General features: G+C 72.6%; 16 protein-coding genes. 4 read left to right on the top strand and 12 right to left on the bottom strand.

Going from position 1 to position 17,122, the window contains the following annotated elements; all coding sequences use genetic code 11:
* Window positions 1–117: 117 nt before the first annotated feature.
* Window positions 118–1,533, bottom strand: coding sequence for a Re/Si-specific NAD(P)(+) transhydrogenase subunit beta (gene pntB, locus AC6CQV_RS13050; RefSeq protein ID WP_498259692.1), 1,416 nt, complete (start codon window positions 1,531–1,533; stop codon window positions 118–120).
* The gene (locus AC6CQV_RS13045) at window positions 1,530–3,086 is read right to left on the bottom strand and encodes a Re/Si-specific NAD(P)(+) transhydrogenase subunit alpha (protein WP_498259691.1); all 1,557 of its coding nucleotides are present in this window, start codon (window positions 3,084–3,086) and stop codon (window positions 1,530–1,532) included. Before AC6CQV_RS13045 ends, pntB begins: the two co-directional genes overlap by 4 nt.
* Before the next feature lie 150 nt (window positions 3,087–3,236).
* Between AC6CQV_RS13045 and pyrE the strand changes: the two genes are divergently transcribed.
* A complete protein-coding gene (gene pyrE, locus AC6CQV_RS13040) occupies window positions 3,237–3,812 on the top strand; it encodes an orotate phosphoribosyltransferase (protein WP_060959703.1) in 576 nt (191 codons plus the stop codon).
* A 131-nt stretch (window positions 3,813–3,943) separates the two neighbouring features.
* Here pyrE and AC6CQV_RS13035 read toward each other — a convergent pair whose 3' ends face one another.
* The 7 genes from AC6CQV_RS13035 to AC6CQV_RS13005 all read right to left on the bottom strand — a co-directional run bounded on the left by AC6CQV_RS13035 (window position 3,944) and on the right by AC6CQV_RS13005 (window position 9,877).
* Window positions 3,944–4,123, bottom strand: a complete 180-nt coding sequence (locus AC6CQV_RS13035; RefSeq protein WP_223848799.1) for a hypothetical protein — start codon at window positions 4,121–4,123, stop codon at window positions 3,944–3,946.
* Window positions 4,123–4,251, bottom strand: a complete 129-nt coding sequence (locus AC6CQV_RS13030; RefSeq protein WP_255266080.1) for a hypothetical protein — start codon at window positions 4,249–4,251, stop codon at window positions 4,123–4,125. The genes AC6CQV_RS13035 and AC6CQV_RS13030 overlap by 1 nt, the downstream gene beginning before the upstream one ends.
* Window positions 4,252–4,285: 34 nt before the next feature.
* Window positions 4,286–5,554 (bottom strand): GDSL-type esterase/lipase family protein, encoded by a 1,269-nt coding sequence (locus tag AC6CQV_RS13025; protein ID WP_498259690.1) that lies wholly within the window; start codon window positions 5,552–5,554, stop codon window positions 4,286–4,288.
* Window positions 5,551–6,363 carry an alpha/beta hydrolase family protein gene (locus AC6CQV_RS13020; protein ID WP_498259689.1) on the bottom strand — a complete coding sequence of 271 codons (813 nt, stop codon included), beginning with the start codon at window positions 6,361–6,363 and terminating at the stop codon, window positions 5,551–5,553. Before AC6CQV_RS13020 ends, AC6CQV_RS13025 begins: the two co-directional genes overlap by 4 nt.
* Before the next feature lie 19 nt (window positions 6,364–6,382).
* Window positions 6,383–7,696, bottom strand: coding sequence for an MFS transporter (locus AC6CQV_RS13015; RefSeq protein ID WP_498259688.1), 1,314 nt, complete (start codon window positions 7,694–7,696; stop codon window positions 6,383–6,385).
* 313 nt (window positions 7,697–8,009) lie between these two features.
* A complete protein-coding gene (locus AC6CQV_RS13010; RefSeq protein ID WP_498259687.1) occupies window positions 8,010–9,071 on the bottom strand; it encodes a LacI family DNA-binding transcriptional regulator in 1,062 nt (353 codons plus the stop codon).
* On the bottom strand, window positions 9,068–9,877 hold the full coding sequence (locus tag AC6CQV_RS13005) for an HAD-IIA family hydrolase (protein WP_060959698.1): 810 nt from the start codon (window positions 9,875–9,877) through the stop codon (window positions 9,068–9,070). Before AC6CQV_RS13005 ends, AC6CQV_RS13010 begins: the two co-directional genes overlap by 4 nt.
* Window positions 9,878–9,918: 41 nt before the next feature.
* On the opposite strand from AC6CQV_RS13005, the gene AC6CQV_RS13000 reads away from it, so the two are divergent.
* Window positions 9,919–10,881 (top strand): SDR family NAD(P)-dependent oxidoreductase, encoded by a 963-nt coding sequence (locus AC6CQV_RS13000; RefSeq protein ID WP_498259686.1) that lies wholly within the window; start codon window positions 9,919–9,921, stop codon window positions 10,879–10,881.
* 193 nt (window positions 10,882–11,074) lie between these two features.
* On the opposite strand, the gene AC6CQV_RS12995 is transcribed toward AC6CQV_RS13000, so the two are convergent.
* Complete coding sequence (locus tag AC6CQV_RS12995; RefSeq protein WP_060959696.1) at window positions 11,075–11,719, bottom strand: metal-dependent transcriptional regulator; 645 nt, start codon at window positions 11,717–11,719, stop codon at window positions 11,075–11,077.
* 23 nt (window positions 11,720–11,742) lie between these two features.
* On the bottom strand, window positions 11,743–13,047 hold the full coding sequence (locus AC6CQV_RS12990) for an Nramp family divalent metal transporter (RefSeq protein ID WP_498259685.1): 1,305 nt from the start codon (window positions 13,045–13,047) through the stop codon (window positions 11,743–11,745).
* 174 nt (window positions 13,048–13,221) lie between these two features.
* On the opposite strand from AC6CQV_RS12990, the gene AC6CQV_RS12985 reads away from it, so the two are divergent.
* The gene (locus tag AC6CQV_RS12985) at window positions 13,222–13,881 is read left to right on the top strand and encodes a TrmH family RNA methyltransferase (protein ID WP_498259684.1); all 660 of its coding nucleotides are present in this window, start codon (window positions 13,222–13,224) and stop codon (window positions 13,879–13,881) included.
* 13 nt (window positions 13,882–13,894) lie between these two features.
* On the opposite strand, the gene AC6CQV_RS12980 is transcribed toward AC6CQV_RS12985, so the two are convergent.
* On the bottom strand, window positions 13,895–15,214 hold the full coding sequence (locus tag AC6CQV_RS12980) for an MATE family efflux transporter (protein ID WP_191009432.1): 1,320 nt from the start codon (window positions 15,212–15,214) through the stop codon (window positions 13,895–13,897).
* 67 nt (window positions 15,215–15,281) lie between these two features.
* Here AC6CQV_RS12980 and AC6CQV_RS12975 point away from each other — a divergent pair, with 67 nt between their 5' ends.
* Window positions 15,282–17,084: a lipase family protein gene (locus AC6CQV_RS12975; RefSeq protein ID WP_498259683.1), complete on the top strand. Its 1,803-nt coding sequence runs from the start codon at window positions 15,282–15,284 to the stop codon at window positions 17,082–17,084.
* Window positions 17,085–17,122: the final 38 nt, after the last annotated feature.

Raw genomic sequence — 17,122 nt, 5'->3', positions numbered from 1 at the left:
CCCGCCGACGCCCCGGTCACCCGGCGCCCGCCTGCACAACTCCTCCCCAGCCGTCGGCAGTGCTGCCTCGGTACCCGCGCCACGCGCTTCCGGCGGAGTTGTGCAGGCAGACTCGGGTCACAGCGCCCGCAGGATGTCCTCCACACGCTGCTTGGCGTCGCCGAACAGCATCTGCGTGTTGTCGCGGAAGAACAGCGGGTTCTGCACTCCGGCGTAGCCCGAGGCCATCGACCGCTTGAACACGATGACGCTGCGCGCCTCCCACACGTGCAGCACCGGCATGCCGGCGATGGGCGAGCCCGGGTCTTCCGCCGCGGCCGGGTTGACCGTGTCGTTCGCGCCGATCACGAGCACCACGTCGGTGTCGGCGAAGTCGTCGTTGATCTCATCGAGTTCCAGCACGATGTCGTACGGGACCTTGGCCTCGGCCAGCAGCACGTTCATGTGGCCCGGCAGACGCCCGGCGACGGGGTGGATGCCGAAGCGCACCTCGATGCCCCGGTCGCGCAGCCGCTTCGTGAGGTCGGCGACCGGGTACTGCGCCTGGGCGACGGCCATGCCGTAGCCGGGGGTGATGATGACCGACCGGGCGTCGCGGAGGAGCTCGGCGACGGCTGCGGCATCCGTCTCGTGGTGCTCGCCCTCCTCGGCGTCGGCGCTGCGGGGCGCCTCGATGCCGAACCCGCCGGCGATGACCGACAGGAACGACCGGTTCATCGCCTTGCACATGATGTACGAGAGGTACGCACCCGACGAGCCCACGAGGGCGCCGGTGACGATCAGCAGGTCGTTGTTCAGGAGGAAGCCCGCCGCGGCCGCCGCCCAGCCGGAGTAGCTGTTGAGCATCGAGACGACGACCGGCATGTCGCCGCCGCCGATCGAGGCCACCAGGTGCCAGCCCAGGGCGAGGGCGAGCACGGTCACGGCGACGAGCAGCCAGATTGACGGGGTCGCGACGTACCAGACGGTCAGGGCGAGGAACAGCACGAGCGCGCCGACGTTGAGGGCGTTCTTGCCGGGCAGCATGAGCGGCTTCGACGACATGCGCCCCGAGAGCTTCAGGAAGGCGACGATCGAGCCGGTGAAGGTCACGGCGCCGATGAACACCCCGATGAACACCTCCGCGTGGTGGATGCCGACGAGCTCGGGCGCGATCCCGTCGGCGTACAGGTGGCCGTTCCAGCCGACGAGCACGGCCGCGAGGCCCACGAAGGAGTGCAGCAGGGCGATGAGCTCGGGCATGCCGGTCATCTCGACCACGCGCGCCCGCCACAGGCCGATGGCTCCGCCGACCACGACCGCGGCCACGAGCAGCCCGACCCCGAGCGCGGCGGTCGCGCCGTCGGGCAGGAGGGTGCCGTTCGCGATGACGAGCACGAGAGTGGCGAGCAGGGCGATCGCCATGCCGGTGATGCCGTAGACGACGCCGCGACGGGCGGTCTCCTGTTTGCTGAGGCCGGCGAGGGCGAGGATGAACAGCAGCGCCGCGACGATGTACGCGGCGGTCGAGACGGACTGAGCGAGCGCGGTCACTTCTGGTCGCCCTTCTGGAACATGGCGAGCATGCGACGGGTCACCGCGAAGCCTCCGAAGATGTTGATGGATGCCAGGAGCACCGCGATCGCCGCGAGCACCTGCACCACGGGGTTCGGCACGACGATCTGGGTCATGGCGCCGACGACGATGATGCCGCTGATCGCGTTGGTGACGCTCATCAGCGGCGTGTGCAGGGCGTGGGCGACCTTGCCGATGACGTAGAAGCCGATCACGACCGACAGGGTGAGAACGAGGATGTGCTGCGGCAGGGGCGCGGGCGCGACGGCGCACACGAGGAACAGCGCGGCGATGCCGGCGACGATCAGACCGGTCTTCGCTCCCGCCGAGAGCCCCTTCTTGGCGGCCGGCGCGGGGGTGGATGCCGCGGCATCCGCCCCCGGCGTCGCGGGCGCGGCCGAGACCTGCACGGGCGGCGGCGGCCAGGTGACGGCGCCGCCGCGCGTGACGGTGACGGCGCGCTGCACGACGTCGGTGTCGTCGATGACGAGCTGCCCGTCCTTGCCGGGGGTGAGGAGGGCGAGCAGGTTCAGCAGGTTGGTGCCGTAGAGCTGCGACGCCTGTTGGGGGAGGCGTCCGGCGAGGTCGGTGTAGCCGAGGACGATGACGCCGTTCGCGGTGACGACGCGCTCGCCGGCGACGGAGCCCTCGACGTTGCCGCCCTGGCCCGCGGCCATGTCGACGATGACGCTGCCGGGCTTCATCGCGGCGACGTCGGCGGTGGTGATCAGTCGCGGGGCCGCGCGACCCGGGATGAGCGCCGTCGTGATGACGATGTCGACGTCGGCGGCCTGGTCGCTGTACAGCTTCGCGGCCGCGGCGTCGTAGGCGGCGCTGGTGGCCTTGGCGTAGCCGTCGGCCGAGACCTCCTTCTGCTCGTCGGGCACGACGACCTCGAGGTAGGTGCCGCCGATCGAGGCGACCTGGTCGGCGACCTCGGGGCGCGGGTCGGTGGCGCGGACGATCGCGCCGAGGCTCGAGGCGGCGCCGATCGCGGCGAGTCCGGCGACGCCCGCGCCGGCGACGAGCACCTTGGCGGGTGGGACCTTGCCGGCGGCGGTGACCTGCCCGGTGAAGAAGCGGCCGAACTCGTTCGCGGCCTCGACGACGGCGCGGTAGCCGGCGATGTTGGCCATGGAGCTGAGCACGTCCATCGACTGCGCGCGCGAGATGCGCGGCACGGCGTCCATGGCGAGGGCCGTCACGCCGCGGGCGGCGAGGGCGGCGAGCAGGTCGTGGTTGAGTGCGGGGCTCAGGATGCCGATGAGCGTCGCCCCCGGCTGCAGCAGCGCGATCTCGGCATCCGTCGGGGCCGCGACCGACAGGACGACGTCGGCGCCCCAGGTCTCGTCGCGGGTGGCGATGGTCGCGCCGGCGGCGGTGTAGGCGGCATCCGGGAACGACGACGCCGCGCCCGCGCCCGCCTCGACGCTCACGTCGTAGCCGAGCGCGCGGATCTTGCCGACGGTGGTGGGGGAGGCGGCGACGCGGGTCTCGCCGTCCCGCTCGCGGACGATGCCGATACGGGCCATGGTGCTCCTTCGATCGGGTCGGGCGGAGCGTCCGGGATCGCCCGGGCACCGCGCCGGGTGACGTTCCCGACTCTAGGGCGCGGGGCGGACGCCGCGGCGGGTGATGACGCGGAAATAATCCCGGTTCTTCGCTTCCGTAGACTCGTGTGCATGACCGCCGCCTCCACGCCCGAGCTCGAGTCCGAGCGCCGCGCCCTCGTCGACCTCATCGCCGCCGAAGCCGTCTTCCACGGCGACTTCACGCTCTCCAGCGGCAAGAAGGCGACGTACTACGTCGACATGCGTAAGCTCACGCTCGACCACCGCGCGGCTCCCGCGATCGGCCGGCTCGTGCTCGACGCGGTGCGCGACCTGAACGTGGATGCCGTGGGCGGCCTCACCCTGGGGGCCGACCCGATCGCGAACGCCGTCATGCACGCGTCGGTCGCCGCCGGTACCCCCGTGGACGCGTTCGTCGTGCGCAAGGAGCCGAAGGACCACGGACGCGGTCGCCAGATCGAGGGCGCCGAGGTGGCCGGGAAGCGTGTCGTGATCGTCGAGGACACCTCCACCACGGGCGGCTCCCCCCTGAAGGCCGCCGAGGTCGCCGCCGCCGCCGGTGCGGAGATCGTCGCGGTGGTCACGGTCGTCGACCGCAAGACCGGCGCCCAGGCCGCCGTCGAGGCCGCCGGCTACGAGTGGCGGTCGATCATCGACCTCGACGACCTGGGCCTGCAGGCGCAGTAAGGGCCTGCGGCTCGCGCGTCCCGCGCCGCAACGGATGCGGAGATCGCTGACGGATTCGGATGCCGTCGGCCGGCAGATCCGAATCCGTTCTCGGCATCCGATTCCGGCGACGATGACCGGGGAGAGGTGGCTCAGCGGAAGATGGGCAGCTGCGACGCCAGTGCGAACACGAGGCCCGCGAGCGTCAGCAGCAGGATGCCGCGGCCGTTGGGCAGCGGGGTTCCCTGCGGGGCGTCGCGGCGGCCGCGCACGAACAGTACGAGCGCGACGATCAGCAGGATCATCGCCGTGACGACGAACACGATGGCCATCACTGGTCGCTCCCGTCGCCACGGTCGCGCCGGCGGCCGCGGATCACCTGCATGACGAACACGACGAGCGTCCCGGCCAGCACGAGGGCGGTCGAGGCGAACAGCAGGGTCTGCTCGGTCGCGTTCACGGTGTCTCCTCCGCCCGCGTGGAGGCGGGCAGTCTCAGCCTAGCCGCGTCCGCGGGGCGAGCCCGGTCCGCGGAACGAGCCCGCCCGCGCCGAACACCGCGGCGGCGAACCGCGCCGCGATCTCGGCATACAGCTCCGTGTCGGGATGCAGGCTGTCGGGCAGCGTGTAGCGCGCCTGATCGTCGGGGCCGTAGAGACTCAGTCCGTCGAGGTACGCGATCCGCTCCCCGGATGCCGCGCGCACCCGCACCACCTCGGCCAGCTGCCGCCGCGACTCGGTCATCGTCAGCGCGCCGCGGGCGACGTCGGCGGCCTCCCCGGCGGCATGGCAGCGGACGTGACCGTCGTCGAAGAACTCGACGTCCGACGGTCCGGGGGTGTCCTCGCTTCCCGGCCAGAGGATCGACGACGCCAGCACGATGGGGGTGTCGGGATGCCCGGCGCGCACCCGATCGAGGAAGCCGTGCACCGCGGGGGTGAACGTGCGCTGATCGAACGACCGCGCCCCCACGATGTTGATGCCCACCTTCAGCGTGATCACGTCGGCGGGCGTGGCGGCGATGGTGTCGGCGACGAACGGATCGAGCATGCACTGTCCGCCGAAACCCAGGTTGATCAGCGAGAGATCGCTCGTCCGCGCCGCGATCACGGGCCACACCCCGGTCGGCGACGGCGTCTCGACGCAGTGGCTGATCGAGCTGCCGTGGTGGATCCACACCGGTGCGCGCGACGGCTCCGCGGCGGTCACCGGGGCGTCGGCCCGGAGGTCGAGCAGATCGACGATCATCCCCTGCGGCAGCCACACGGTCACGGCCTTCTCGGTCGCCGCACCGCCCGAGTCGCCCGTGCCGCCCGTGTCGCCCAGGGCGATCTCCAGCGTCGCGGGCTCGGTGACGGGCTCGTCGGCCGCGGCATCCCCGGTCCACGACAGCCGCCGCAGGTCGGTGATGGGGGCGCGCGCCGTGTGCACCGGCCGGCCGTCGACCTCGACGACCACATCGTTGACCGGCCCGGCGAGCTCGGCGAAGTACAGCTGCGTGCACCGCAGCGTCAGCGACAGCCGCGTCGCGGCGGTCGTGAACCGCAGCCGCACGCCGCTGGCGTTCGCCGTGATCGCCCGCAGGATCTCGCCGTTCGGCGGGAACTGCGCCCACGTGCTGCGTGGCAGGCGCAGGGGGCGGATGCCGCGGCTCTCGTCGACGTCGAGGTGCCCCTCCAGCAGCACCTGAGCCTCGCCGAGGCGCACGACCTCGCCGATCCCGGTCGTGTCGGTGGCGCGGGTGGAGGTGACGGACGTGCTCACGATGCGGTCCTCTCGGAGTGGATCTGGATGAACGAGACGGTGCGGGAGATCAGCTCGTCGCGCTGGGGGAGCTCGGCCCACCCGTGATCGGCCCCCTCGACGACGACCACCTCGGCGCGCTCGCCGAACACATCCGCCGCGGCGTAGCGCTCGGCATAGGAGACGGGCACGAAGTCCGCCGTGCCGTGCAACAGGAGCGCCGGCCCGCCGTACCCGGCGGCCCGCGCGTACGGGTCGAACGTGAGGGCGTCGTCGCGCATGGCCGGTCCCATCCGCATGCCGAGGAAGTCGAAGAACCCGTCCGGGCCGTCGAGCGCGGCCAGCGAACGCCCCTGGATCTGCCCCGAGCGGATGTCGTCGACGAACACGGCGGCCGTCGACCACATCGTCAGCGACCGGATGTCGGCCCCGCCCCCCGCCTCGGCCGCAACGGCCGCCGCGATGACCGAGCCGAGGCTCATGCCGACGAGGTGGAGGTTCTCGGCATCCACCTCGGGCCTCTGCCGCACCGCCGCCAGCACGACCGCCGTATCGGCGATGTCGCCGGATGCCGTCGTGTCGAAGAACTCCCCGTCGCTCTCGCCGTGACCGGCGCGGTCGAACGCCAGCACGCCGAACCCGGCCGCGACCAGCGCGCGGGCGAGCGTCACGAAGACGCCGGTGGTCTCCACCCGCGATCCGCCGAAGCCGTGCAGCAGCACGACGGTCGGTCGCGGCTCCCGGGCCGCGCCCGCCGCGGCATCCGGCAGGCAGTGCGTGCCGCGCAGCGTCCGTGCGCGGACGGTGGTCTCGAAGGGAACGAGTCGCATGGGAGTTCTTTCGTCGGGGTCAGCGGGCGAGCGTCGCAGAGCGGGGGAGGTCGGTGGATGCCGTGACCGTCTCCGACTCCACGTCGAACGAGTTCGTCACGCCGCGGCGGAAGCCGATCCAGCCGATGAGGAAGCCGGCGGCGGCGACGACCGACACACCCACATAGACACCGCTCGGGTTGAGGGCGAGAAGAGCCGGTGTGACGACGTTGAACCCGGCCGTCGCGAAGCGGGCGACGGCGTAGACGGTGCCCTGCGCGGTGGAGCGGAGCATGGTCGGGAACGACTCCTGCGTCCACACCTTCATGATCGTCTCGAAGCAGAAGGCGCCGGCGAACGTCGTCACGACGACCGAGACGACGAGGGCGGGCAGGGTGAAGCCGAACACCACGGGCACGAGGTTCGCGACGACGACCGCGATCGCGCCCGCCACGTAGTAGCTCATGCGGAACGTCGTGTCGGCGACGGCCATGAACCACACCGCGCCGAGGATCGCGGCGGGCATCGCCAGCAGCGTCCACGTCTGGTACTCGTTCACCGGGATGCCGGCGACGTTCACGGCGACGAAGGTGCCGAAGCTGCCGGCGACGCTGATCGCGATGGACGCGAGCGTGTAGTAGATGAGCAGCGTGACGAACGGGCGGCGGTACTGCGGGCGGCCGAAGTCGCGCAGGCGCCCGCGTTCGGCGCGCACCGTCTGCACGCCGGTGCGGCGCTCCTGCTGGGCGGCGAGCCAGGTCGCCGACTCCGGGATCGTCAGTCGCAGCGCGAGCACCACGAGCCCCACGCCGCCGAAGGCGGCGAACATGATGCGGCCGCCGGTCTCGCCGAGCGCGCCGAAGAAGATGCCGATGAGCACCGCCAGCAGGATGCCGAAGCCGCCCAGGAGGTTCGAGAACACGAGGATCTTGCCGCGGTTGCGGTCATCGGCGGCCTCGGAGATGGAGGCGAGCGCCGCGGGCAGGTCGGCGCCGACGCCGAGGCCGATGAGCGCGATGCCGGGCAGGAGGAGCCCGAAAGAGACGCCGAAGAACGGCGTGAGCGATCCGAGCACGATGAGGCTCATCGTCACGAGGAAGACGCGGCGGCGGCCGAACCGGTCGGCCAGGCGGCCGCCGACCAGCGAGCCGACGGCGACCCCGGCGGTCAGCACGCCGGTCAGCAGGCCCACCTGGTCCGCGGTGAGCCCGGGGGTGCCGGGGACGAACGACTGGAAGAGCACGAGGGCGACGGCGATGCCGGTGGTCGCGGCGGCGTCGACGAACGTCGCCATCCCGCAGACGAAGCCCACCCACCAGGGGTTGGGGGCGGTGCGAGCGGTGAATGCGCTCATGGTCATACTCCTTTGTACGTGCGGGATGGAGGTGGCTGGCGGCATCCGCATGCGTGTCCGAACTCCGGGCTCCGACGCCGTCGAGAGACAAGCTATACCGATATAGCACCGCGATGCAAGCGTGAATGTCGCCGTACGGGCCGGAGGAATCGGAGCGGCCGGGGCGGCATCCTCGACGTGGCGGACGTCGGCCGTGACGAACGTCGGATTCCTGCGTTCGATGGGCCCGCGGTCGGCCCGGTTCGGCCGACAGCGCGCGGATTCTCCGGCGATCGTCACGCCGCGGATCGGACTCGGGTCTCGACCCCGGCGCTCACGCCCGGGGTGCGGCGATGGAGCCGCCGGCGCTGACCGGCATCTCGACCAGCTCGTGACGCACGCCGTCGCCCGGGGACAGCAGCAGATCCGCCGCCCGGCGACCGATCTCGGCCTGGGGCAGGCGCAGCGAGACGAGCTGCGGGTCGGTCGCCTCGGCGAGCACGCCGCCGTCGAACGACACGAGCGAGACGTCGTCGGGCACCCGCAGTCCCGCACGGCGCAGGGCCTGGAAGACCCCCACGCCGACGGCGTCGTTGACGCAGATGATCGCCCGCGGGCGCGCCCCCGTCGCGAGCAGGCGCTCCGCGGCATCCCGGCCGTCGTGCACGGTCCAGTCATCGTCCACCGCCACGTCGCCGGCGAGCTCGATGCCCGCCTCCGCGAGCGTCTCGCGGATGCCCTCGAGGCGCCGCGGCAGCGCGACGGGACCCCACTCGTGCCAGGCGGAGCCGCCCGTGCGGCCCGGGGCCAGCGTGCCGACGAACCAGATGTCACGGTCGTGGCCGGCGTCCAGCAGCGCGCGGGCGGCGGCCGCTCCGGCGGCGCGCTCGTCGGGTACGACCGAGCTGATCGCGGGCGCGTCGGCCTCGCAGTTCATGAGCACGAGGGGGGTGTGCCGGGCGGATGCCGGGGGTGTCACGCGCCGCGTGAACATCGAGGCGTACAGGATGCCGTCGATGTCGCGGGCGACGAGGTCGTCGAGGAAGCGGCGCTCCATCTCGGCATCCCCCTGCGTGTCGACGGTGAACAGGAGCAGCCCCGCCTCGCGCAGGCGCTCCAGCGCCCCGCGCACCATCGAGTTGGCGAACGACGTCGAGCTGACGAAGTCCGAGACCAGGGCGACGGTGCCCGACCGGCCCGTGCGCAGCGTCTTGGCCGTGACGTTGGCGCGGTAGCCGAGATCGTCGGCGGCTTTGCGCACGCGCGCCATCGTCTCTTCGGACAGGCGCTGGTCGAGGCGTCCGTTCAGGGCGAACGATGCGGCCGAGCGGGAGACGCCCGCCCGCTCCGCGACCTCGGTGAGGGTGACCCGTCGACCGGAGCTGCGCTCCGTCACAGGCCCTCGGGCATCTCGGACTCCGCCGGCTCGGCGGCGAGCAGGTCGGCGACCGAGTCCACGATCTCGTCGGGGCGGAAGGGGTAGCGCTCGATCTCGGCGTCGTCGGAGATGCCGGTGCGCACGAGGATCGTGTGCAGGCCCGCCTCGATGCCGGCCACCACGTCGGTGTCCATGCGGTCGCCGATCATCCCGGTGTTCTCGGAGTGCGCGCCGATGCGGTTCATCGCCGAGCGGAACATCATCGGGTTCGGCTTGCCGACGACGTAGGGCTCCTTGCCGGTCGCGTGCGTGATGAGCGCCGCGAACGAGCCGGTCGCCGGCACGACGCCCGTCGGGGTCGGACCGGTCGCATCGGGGTTGGTGATGATGAAGCGCGCGCCGGCGTTGATGAAGCGGATCGCCTGCGTGATGCGGTCGAACGAGTAGTTGCGGGTCTCGCCGATGACGACGTAGTCGGGCTGTGTCTCCGTCTGGACGTACCCCGCCTCGTGCAGAGCGGTCGTCAGCCCCGCCTCGCCGATCACGAACGCCGTGCCGCCGGGCTGCTGCGAACGCAGGAAGTCCGCCGTCGCGAGCGCCGACGTCCAGATGCGGTCTTCGGGCACCTCGAGGCCCGAGATGCGCAGCCGCGCGCTCAGATCGCGCGGCGTGTAGAACGGGTTGTTCGTCAGCACGAGGAACGGCGTGCCGGCGTCGCGCCACTGCGCGAGCAGCTCGGCGGCGCCGGGGATGGGCTTGTTCTCGTGGACGAGGACGCCGTCCATGTCCGTCAGCCAGCATTCGATATCGGCGCGTGTCCGCATGGGGCCAGCCTAGCGGGGCCGTCCGGTCGTAGTCTCGACGCGTGGCACGCGATGACTGGGACCCGACGACGCTCCCCGACCTGTCCGGGAAGCGGTACCTCGTCACGGGGTCGACGGCGGGCTTGGGCTTCTTCTCCTCGCTGCAGCTGGCCGGTGCCGGCGCCCACGTCATCATGACCGGCCGCAATCCGAACAAGCTCGCCGTCGCGCGCGCGGCGGTGCGTCGTCAGGTGCCGGATGCCGAGATCGCGACGCTCCTGCTCGACACGAGCAACCTCGGGTCGGTGCGCGCGGCGGCCGCGACCGTCCGCGGCCGCGCCGGCCTGCACGGCCTGCTGCTGAACGCCGGGATCGTGCACCCGCCGCGCCATCGCGAGACCACCGCCGATGGGCACGAGGTCGTCTTCGCGACCAACGCGCTCGGCCACTATGCGCTCGCCGGCGAACTGCTGCTGCCCCTCGCCGCGGGGCGCGGACGCATGGTGTGGGTCGGGTCGATGTCCACCGCCATGGGCAACTACGACCCCGTCGACCCCGAGCTGGAGACGAACTACTCGCCGTGGCGCGCGTACGTGCAGTCGAAGGTCGCGACGACCGCTCTCGGCTTCGAGGCCGACCGGCGGCTGCGCGCCGCGAACGTGCCCATCGACAGTGTCGTCGCGCACCCGGGCTACGCCATCAGCGGCCGCACCCGCGGCATCCTGGGGGTCAACGAGCCGTCGCGGATGACGCGCTTCGTCGACAACCTGCAGGCTCCGATCACCCAGTCGAAGGAGCACGGGGCCTGGCCGCTCGTGCGGGCGCTCGTCGACCCCGACGCGACGGGCGGTCAGTTCTGGGGCCCGTCGCGCCTCGTCGCCGGGCCGCCGGCACTCGGCACCGCCAGCAAGCTCACGCGCGACGAGGACATCGCCGCGCGGCTGTGGGCCTACTGCGAGCACGCCACGGGGATCACCTGGCCGTACCTGAAGGCCAGTCGCACCCGCCGCCCCTGGCGGCGCTGAGCCCGCCGGCCAGCTCCTCCGCGGTCCCGGTCGCGATGCCCCCCTCGTCCCGACCGTGTCCCACTTATGGCGGGGTGCGTCCCAGATTGTGCGGTGCGGAGGGCCCGCAGAGGACCTCTTGTGGGACATCCCTGCCGGGGACCATCCCTGCCGGGGACATCCCTGTCGGGGCGGCGGGCGGGCGCCACCCGGGTCAGGCGGTCAGCCAGACCGCACCGGCCGCGCCGGCGGGAAGCGTCACGGTCGCGCCGTCGTCGACGCGGACGACGTCGGCTCCCGCGACCACGAGGCGGTGCCCCACATCGATGCCCGCTCCCTCCAGCGCCCGAAGCAGCTCGGGATCGCGGTCGCTGACGCGGAGCACCTCGCCGGTGTGGCCCAGGTCGGCGGCGGCCAGGAGCACGAACGGGAGGCGGTGGACGTTGCCCGCGGCATCCGGGATCGCATCGCCATGGGGGTCGAACCGCGGGTGCCCCAGTCTCTCGTCGATGCCCGCCAGCAGTCGGTCGCTGATCGTGTGCTCGAGCACCTCCGCCTCGTCGTGCACCTCGTCCCAGGCGTAGCCGAACTCCTGCACGAGCCACGTCTCGATGAGGCGATGTCGGCGGATGATGGATGCCGCCCGGAGCCGACCCGCCTCGGTGAGGGACACCGGACCGTACGGGCGGTGGTCGACCAGGCCCAGGCCGACGAGCTTCTGCACCATCTCGGTCACCGTCGAGGGAGCGAGCTTCAGCTCGGACGCCAGCTGCGACGACGTGATCGGCGTGGTCTGCCACTCGGTGTGGTGGTAGATCGTCTTCAGGTAGTCGTCGATCGCGACGGAGTTCGCAGCCACGTCTTCAGGCTAGCGGGCCGGGACTATCCGCCCGACAGCACGAGCCACAGCAGCACGGCGTTCAGCGCCACCAGGAACGCCGAGGCCAGCGCGCCCGCGACGGTCGTCCACCAGCGGTTGCGGTGCGCGCCGAGCACGTCGCGCCGCGCCGTCAGTGCGACGAGGGGGATGAGCGCGAACGGGATGCCGAAGCTCAGCACCACCTGGCTGAGGATCAGCGCCCAGGTCGGGTCGACCCCGAGCGCCAGGATCGCGATGGCCGGCACGAGGGTGACGAGCCGCCTCGCGATCAGCGGCACGCGGATGCGCAGCAGTCCGTGCATGATCTCGGCCCCCGCATACGCGCCGACCGCCGTGCTGGCCAGCCCGCTCGCGAGGAGGCCGACCGCGAACATCGTCGCGACGACCCCGCCGAGGCCGGCGGAGAGGGCGGCGTACGCGCCCTCGAGGCTGTCGGTCCCGGCCACCCCGGCGAGGTTCGCTGCGGCCAGCAGCAGGATCGCGAGGTTGACGGTGCCCGCCACGACGAGCGCGATCGTCACGTCCCACCGGGTCGCGCGCAGCAGGGTCGGGGTCGACTGCGCGCGGTCCTCCGCCCGCGCGCCCGGCGCGGAGAAGCGGTCGCGCGCCAGCGCGCTGTGCGCGTAGATCGCGTGCGGCATGATCGTCGCACCCAGGATGGATGCCGCGAGCAGCACCGACTCGGAGCCCTCGAACCGGGGGACCATGCCCGCGGCGACGCCGGCGGCATCCGGTGGGGCGACGAACACCCCGTAGGTGAAGCCGATGGAGATCACGACGAGCAGGCCGATCACGACGAACTCGAAGCTGCGGGCGCCGCGGCGCTGCTGAACGAGCAGGAGGGCGATCGACACCGCCCCGGTGATGAGCCCGCCGACGGGGAGCGGCACCCCGAACAGCAGCCAGAGGGCGACGGCGCCGCCGATCACCTCGGCGACGTCGGTCGCCATGGCGACGAGCTCGGCCTGCAGCCAGTACAGGCGGCGGGCCCAGGGGGCGCGCAGGCGGGTGCCGAGGGTCTCGGCGAGGCTCTGTCCCGTGACGATGCCCAGCTTGGCCGACAGGTACTGGATGAGCCACGCCATCGTGTTGCCCAGGACGACCACCCAGACCAGCAGGTAGCCGAAGCGCGCGCCGGCGGTCATGTTGCTCGCGACGTTGCCCGGGTCGAGGTAGGCGACCCCCGCGACGAGCGCCGGCCCGAGCAACCACGCCGCGCGCCGCGTCCTCGCCGGTACGGCTGCGGGCCGCGCAGGCCGGGTCGCACGGCTACCCGTCTCCAGCGTCGAGGGAGGACTTTTCGGCATGCCGAAAAATTAGCAGAGATTTCGGTGCGCCGAAATGTGGCACGTCGGGGATGCGGCGTCTGCGTGACTCCGCCCGAGCGGTGACGGGTGGGGGTGTAACCGGCCGCGAGCCCGGCTCGGGCGGAGTTGTGCAGACCGGAGGGCCGTGACCGGCCGGATCGGTAGCCTGGAGCGATGACCGACCCCGCGCGATCGCCGGAAGCCGCGCCCGACGCGGACGGCGAGCCGCAGCTGCCCGTCGGCGTCGGGCCGTGGCCCGGGGGAGCGGACGCCTGGCCCGACGACCCCCGGTACGACCGTGACCTGCTCGCCGACGGCGATCGCCGCAACGTCGTCGACCGGTACCGCTACTGGACCATGGCCGCGATCGTCGCCGACCTCGACGAGCACCGGCATCCGTTCCACGTCGCCATCGAGAACTGGCAGCACGACATGAACATCGGCTCGATCGTCCGCAGCGCCAACGCGTTCGGCGCGGCCGAGGTGCACATCATCGGCCGGCGCCGGTGGAACCGCCGCGGCGCCATGGTCACCGACCGCTACCAGCACGTCCGCCACCACGAGGACGTCGCCGCCTTCACCGCGTGGGCCCGGGAGGCCGCGATCCCCGTGATCGCGGTCGACAACGTCGACGGGTCGCTGCCGGTCGACCGGTCCGAGCTGCCCGAGCGGTGCGTGCTGCTGTTCGGGCAGGAGGGTCCCGGACTGTCGGCCGAGGCGGTGGCGGCGGCATCCGCCGTCGTCGAGATCACGCAGTACGGATCGACCCGCTCGATCAACGCCAGCGCCGCCGCGGCGGTCGTCATGTACGAGTGGTGTCGCCGCTGGGCGTGAGCCGCCGTCGTGCTCAGGCGCCCGCGGTGGTCCATTCCGGCCGCCGCACCCGCCAGCCGAGGGTCGCCAGCCGCGCCAGCATGTACACGCCGAAGAAGCAGATCGCGAGCCACATCAGGCCCGAGGCGCCCGTGGGATGCAGGATCCACAGCACCGCGAGCGCGGGGATGTAGGGGACGAGGTTCACCGCTCCGGCCAGCGCCAGGTAGCGCACGTCGCCCGCACCCATGAGCACGCCGTCGAGGACGAAGACGACGCCGCAGACGGGCTGCGCGACCGCCAGCGCCACGAGTGCCGGCTGCACCAGCGCGGCGACGTCGGGCGAGCCGGTGAAGACGAGACCGATCACCCCCGACAGGGCGCCGATGGCGCCGCCCACGAGCACGCCGAACCACACGCCCCACGCCACGGTGCGGCCGAGGACGCGGCGCACGAACGTCTCGTCTCCCGCCCCGAGCCCGCGCCCGATGAGGGCCTGCGCCGCGATCGCGAGCGCGTCGAGCGCGAAGGCGGCGGTGGAGAAGATCGTGAAGGCGACCTGCCAGCCGGCCAGTTCGTCGGTGCCGAGGGCCGTCGCTGCGAACACCGTGGCCAGGAACGCGGCGCGCAGCGAGACGGTGCGCAGGAACAGCCAGCCGCCCGCCCGCGCCGATCCGCGCAGTCCGTCGCGCTGGGGGCGCAGGGATGCCGCGTGGCGCTGGGCCAGCCGGCCCACGACGACGGCGTACGCGCCGACCATGGCCCACTGCGCGGCCACGGTGCCCGCCGCGGAGCCGGCGATGCCCCACCCGAACCCGTAGATGAAGACGGCGTTGAGCAGTGCGTTCAAGCCGAACCCGAGCCCGGCGATCCACAGCGGCGTCACGGTGTTCTGCATGCCGCGCAGCAGTCCCGTCGCGGCGAACACGATGAGCATCGCCGGCAGGCCCCACATCGACAGCTGCAGGTAGATCACGGCCTGCGCGGCGACGTCGGCGCCCGCGCCGAACAGCGAGACGAGCCAGGGGGTCAGCAGCGATCCGGCGACGGCGAGCACGGCGCCCAGGCCGAGCGCGAGCCAGAGGCCGTCGATGCCGGCGCGGACGGCGTTGGTCTGGTCGCCGGCGCCGAATCGCCGCGCGACGGCGGGTGTCGTCGAGTAGGCGAGGAACACCATGAGGCCGACGATCGTCTGCAGCACCGCCGAGGCGATGCCGAGACCGGCCAGCGGCACGACCCCGAGGTGGCCGACCAGGGCCGCGTCGACGATGAGGAAGAGCGGTTCGGCGACGAGCGCGCCCAGGGCCGGAACCGCCAGCCGCAGGATCTCGCGGTTGAGGGTGGGGGCGGCCATACTCCGAGCCTAGGGGCCGGTGCCGACCCCGTCCGGAGCGCGAGCGCGACTCCTCTAGCCTGGACCGATGGCGCGGCACGGCATCCTGCAGGACCTCCCGCTGTGGCGGCTGCACGCGCGGATGCCGGAAGGGCTGCGGATCGCGCTCGCGATCGCGACCGTGGCGCTGGGCGCCGTGATCGTCTGGCGCCCGACGACCGCGCTCGACGTGCTGGCCCTCCTCCTCGGCGGCGGCATGGTGCTCACCGGCGTGCTGGAGGCGAACGGCCGCGCCGAGGAGCGCGGCGGCCGCTGGTGGCGGTGGCCGGTCGCGATCGGCTGGTTCGCCCTCGGGCTGTTCGTGCTCGTGTGGCCCGGGCTCACGGTGCGGGCGGTCGCCGACATCACCGGCATCCTGCTGCTCGTCAACGGCGGGATCGGGGTGCTGTCCGCGTTCCGGGCGGGCCGCGGCTGGGATGAGCGGATCTCGGATGCCGCCTTCGGCGCGACCGGCCTGATCTTCGGCGTCCTGGCGCTCGTCTGGCCCGACATCACGCTGCTCGTCGTCGCCGTCGTGTTCGGGGCCTCGCTCATCATCCGCGGCAGCGTCGACCTGTGGGCGGCGCTCCGCCGGCGCCGAGACGAGCGCCGTGACCCCCGGCGCCCCGCGCCGCAGCGCCGCTGGGGGCGCACCGCCATGGCCCTCGGCTCCGTGGCCCTCGCGGTGACCGTCGCCATCGTGACGACGCCGCTGCGCGACGGCTCCACGGTCGTCGACGAGTTCTACGCCGCTCCGCGCGACGTTCCGTCCGAGCCGGGCCGGCTGATCCGTGCGGAGGAGTTCACGAACGAGGTCCCCGCGAAGGCGCGGGCCTGGCGCATCCTCTACACGACGACCGGCGTCGACGGACGGCTCCGCGTCGCGAGCGGGATGGTCATGGTGCCGCGCGACGGCGCGGAGGGCACGCGCTGGCCCGTCGTGCAGTGGAACCACGGCACGACGGGGTTCGCCCAGCACTGCGCTCCCACCCTGCAGCAGCGCCCGTTCTGGGTCGGCGCGATGTACTACCCGCGCAAAGTCGTCGCCGAGGGGTGGGCGATGGTCGCGACCGACTACAGCGGACTGGGCACCACGGGGCCGCATCCGTACCTGTTCGGCGAGGCGAGCGCGTGGGCGTCGCTCGACGCCGTGCGCGCCGCGTGGGAGCTCGAGGACGCGCACCTCAGCCGCAACACCGTGATCTGGGGTCACTCCCAGGGCGGCGGTGCCGCGCTCTGGTCGGGGGCGCTGGCCCGCTCCTACGCCCCCGGCCTGTGGGTGCGCGGCGTGGCGGCCCTCGCTCCCGCCGTCGATCCGCTGCGGCTCGTGCGCGACGTCTCGCAGGTGGCGGGCGGGACGATCTTCGCCTCCTACGCCTTCGCCGCCTATGAGGCGATCGATCCCGAGGTGACCTACGACCGGTACATCCGCCCGGGCGCGCAGACGGTCGTCCGGGCCATGTCGCAACGCTGCCTGAACGAGCCCACGATGGCGCTGTCGGTGCTGGCGGTCGTCGGACTCAGCGAAGACCGCGACATCTTCGCGGACGACCCCACGACGGGTCCGCTCGGCGCCCGGCTGCGCCAGAGCACCGCCCCCGCGCTCATCGGTCCCCCCGTGTTCGTCGGTCAGGGGCGCGCCGACACGATCATCTCGGTGGGGGCGCAGGACGACGCCGTCGCGCGCATGTGCGACGCCGGCCAGCGCGTCGACTACCGCCGCTACGACGGGTACGAGCACGCCCAGATCATGGAGGGCTACGCCCCGACGACCGCCGATCTGCTGGCGTGGACGCGGGCCCGGTTCGAGAGCGAGCCGGTGCCCGACGGATGTACGACGAACGACGGGTGAACACGGATCGCGCGGTCAGAACCGGCGCGTATCCTGTA

The sequence above is a fragment of the Microbacterium sp. EG9 genome (assembly GCF_059759475.1).
This window is presented reverse-complemented; position numbering and strand designations above follow the sequence as displayed.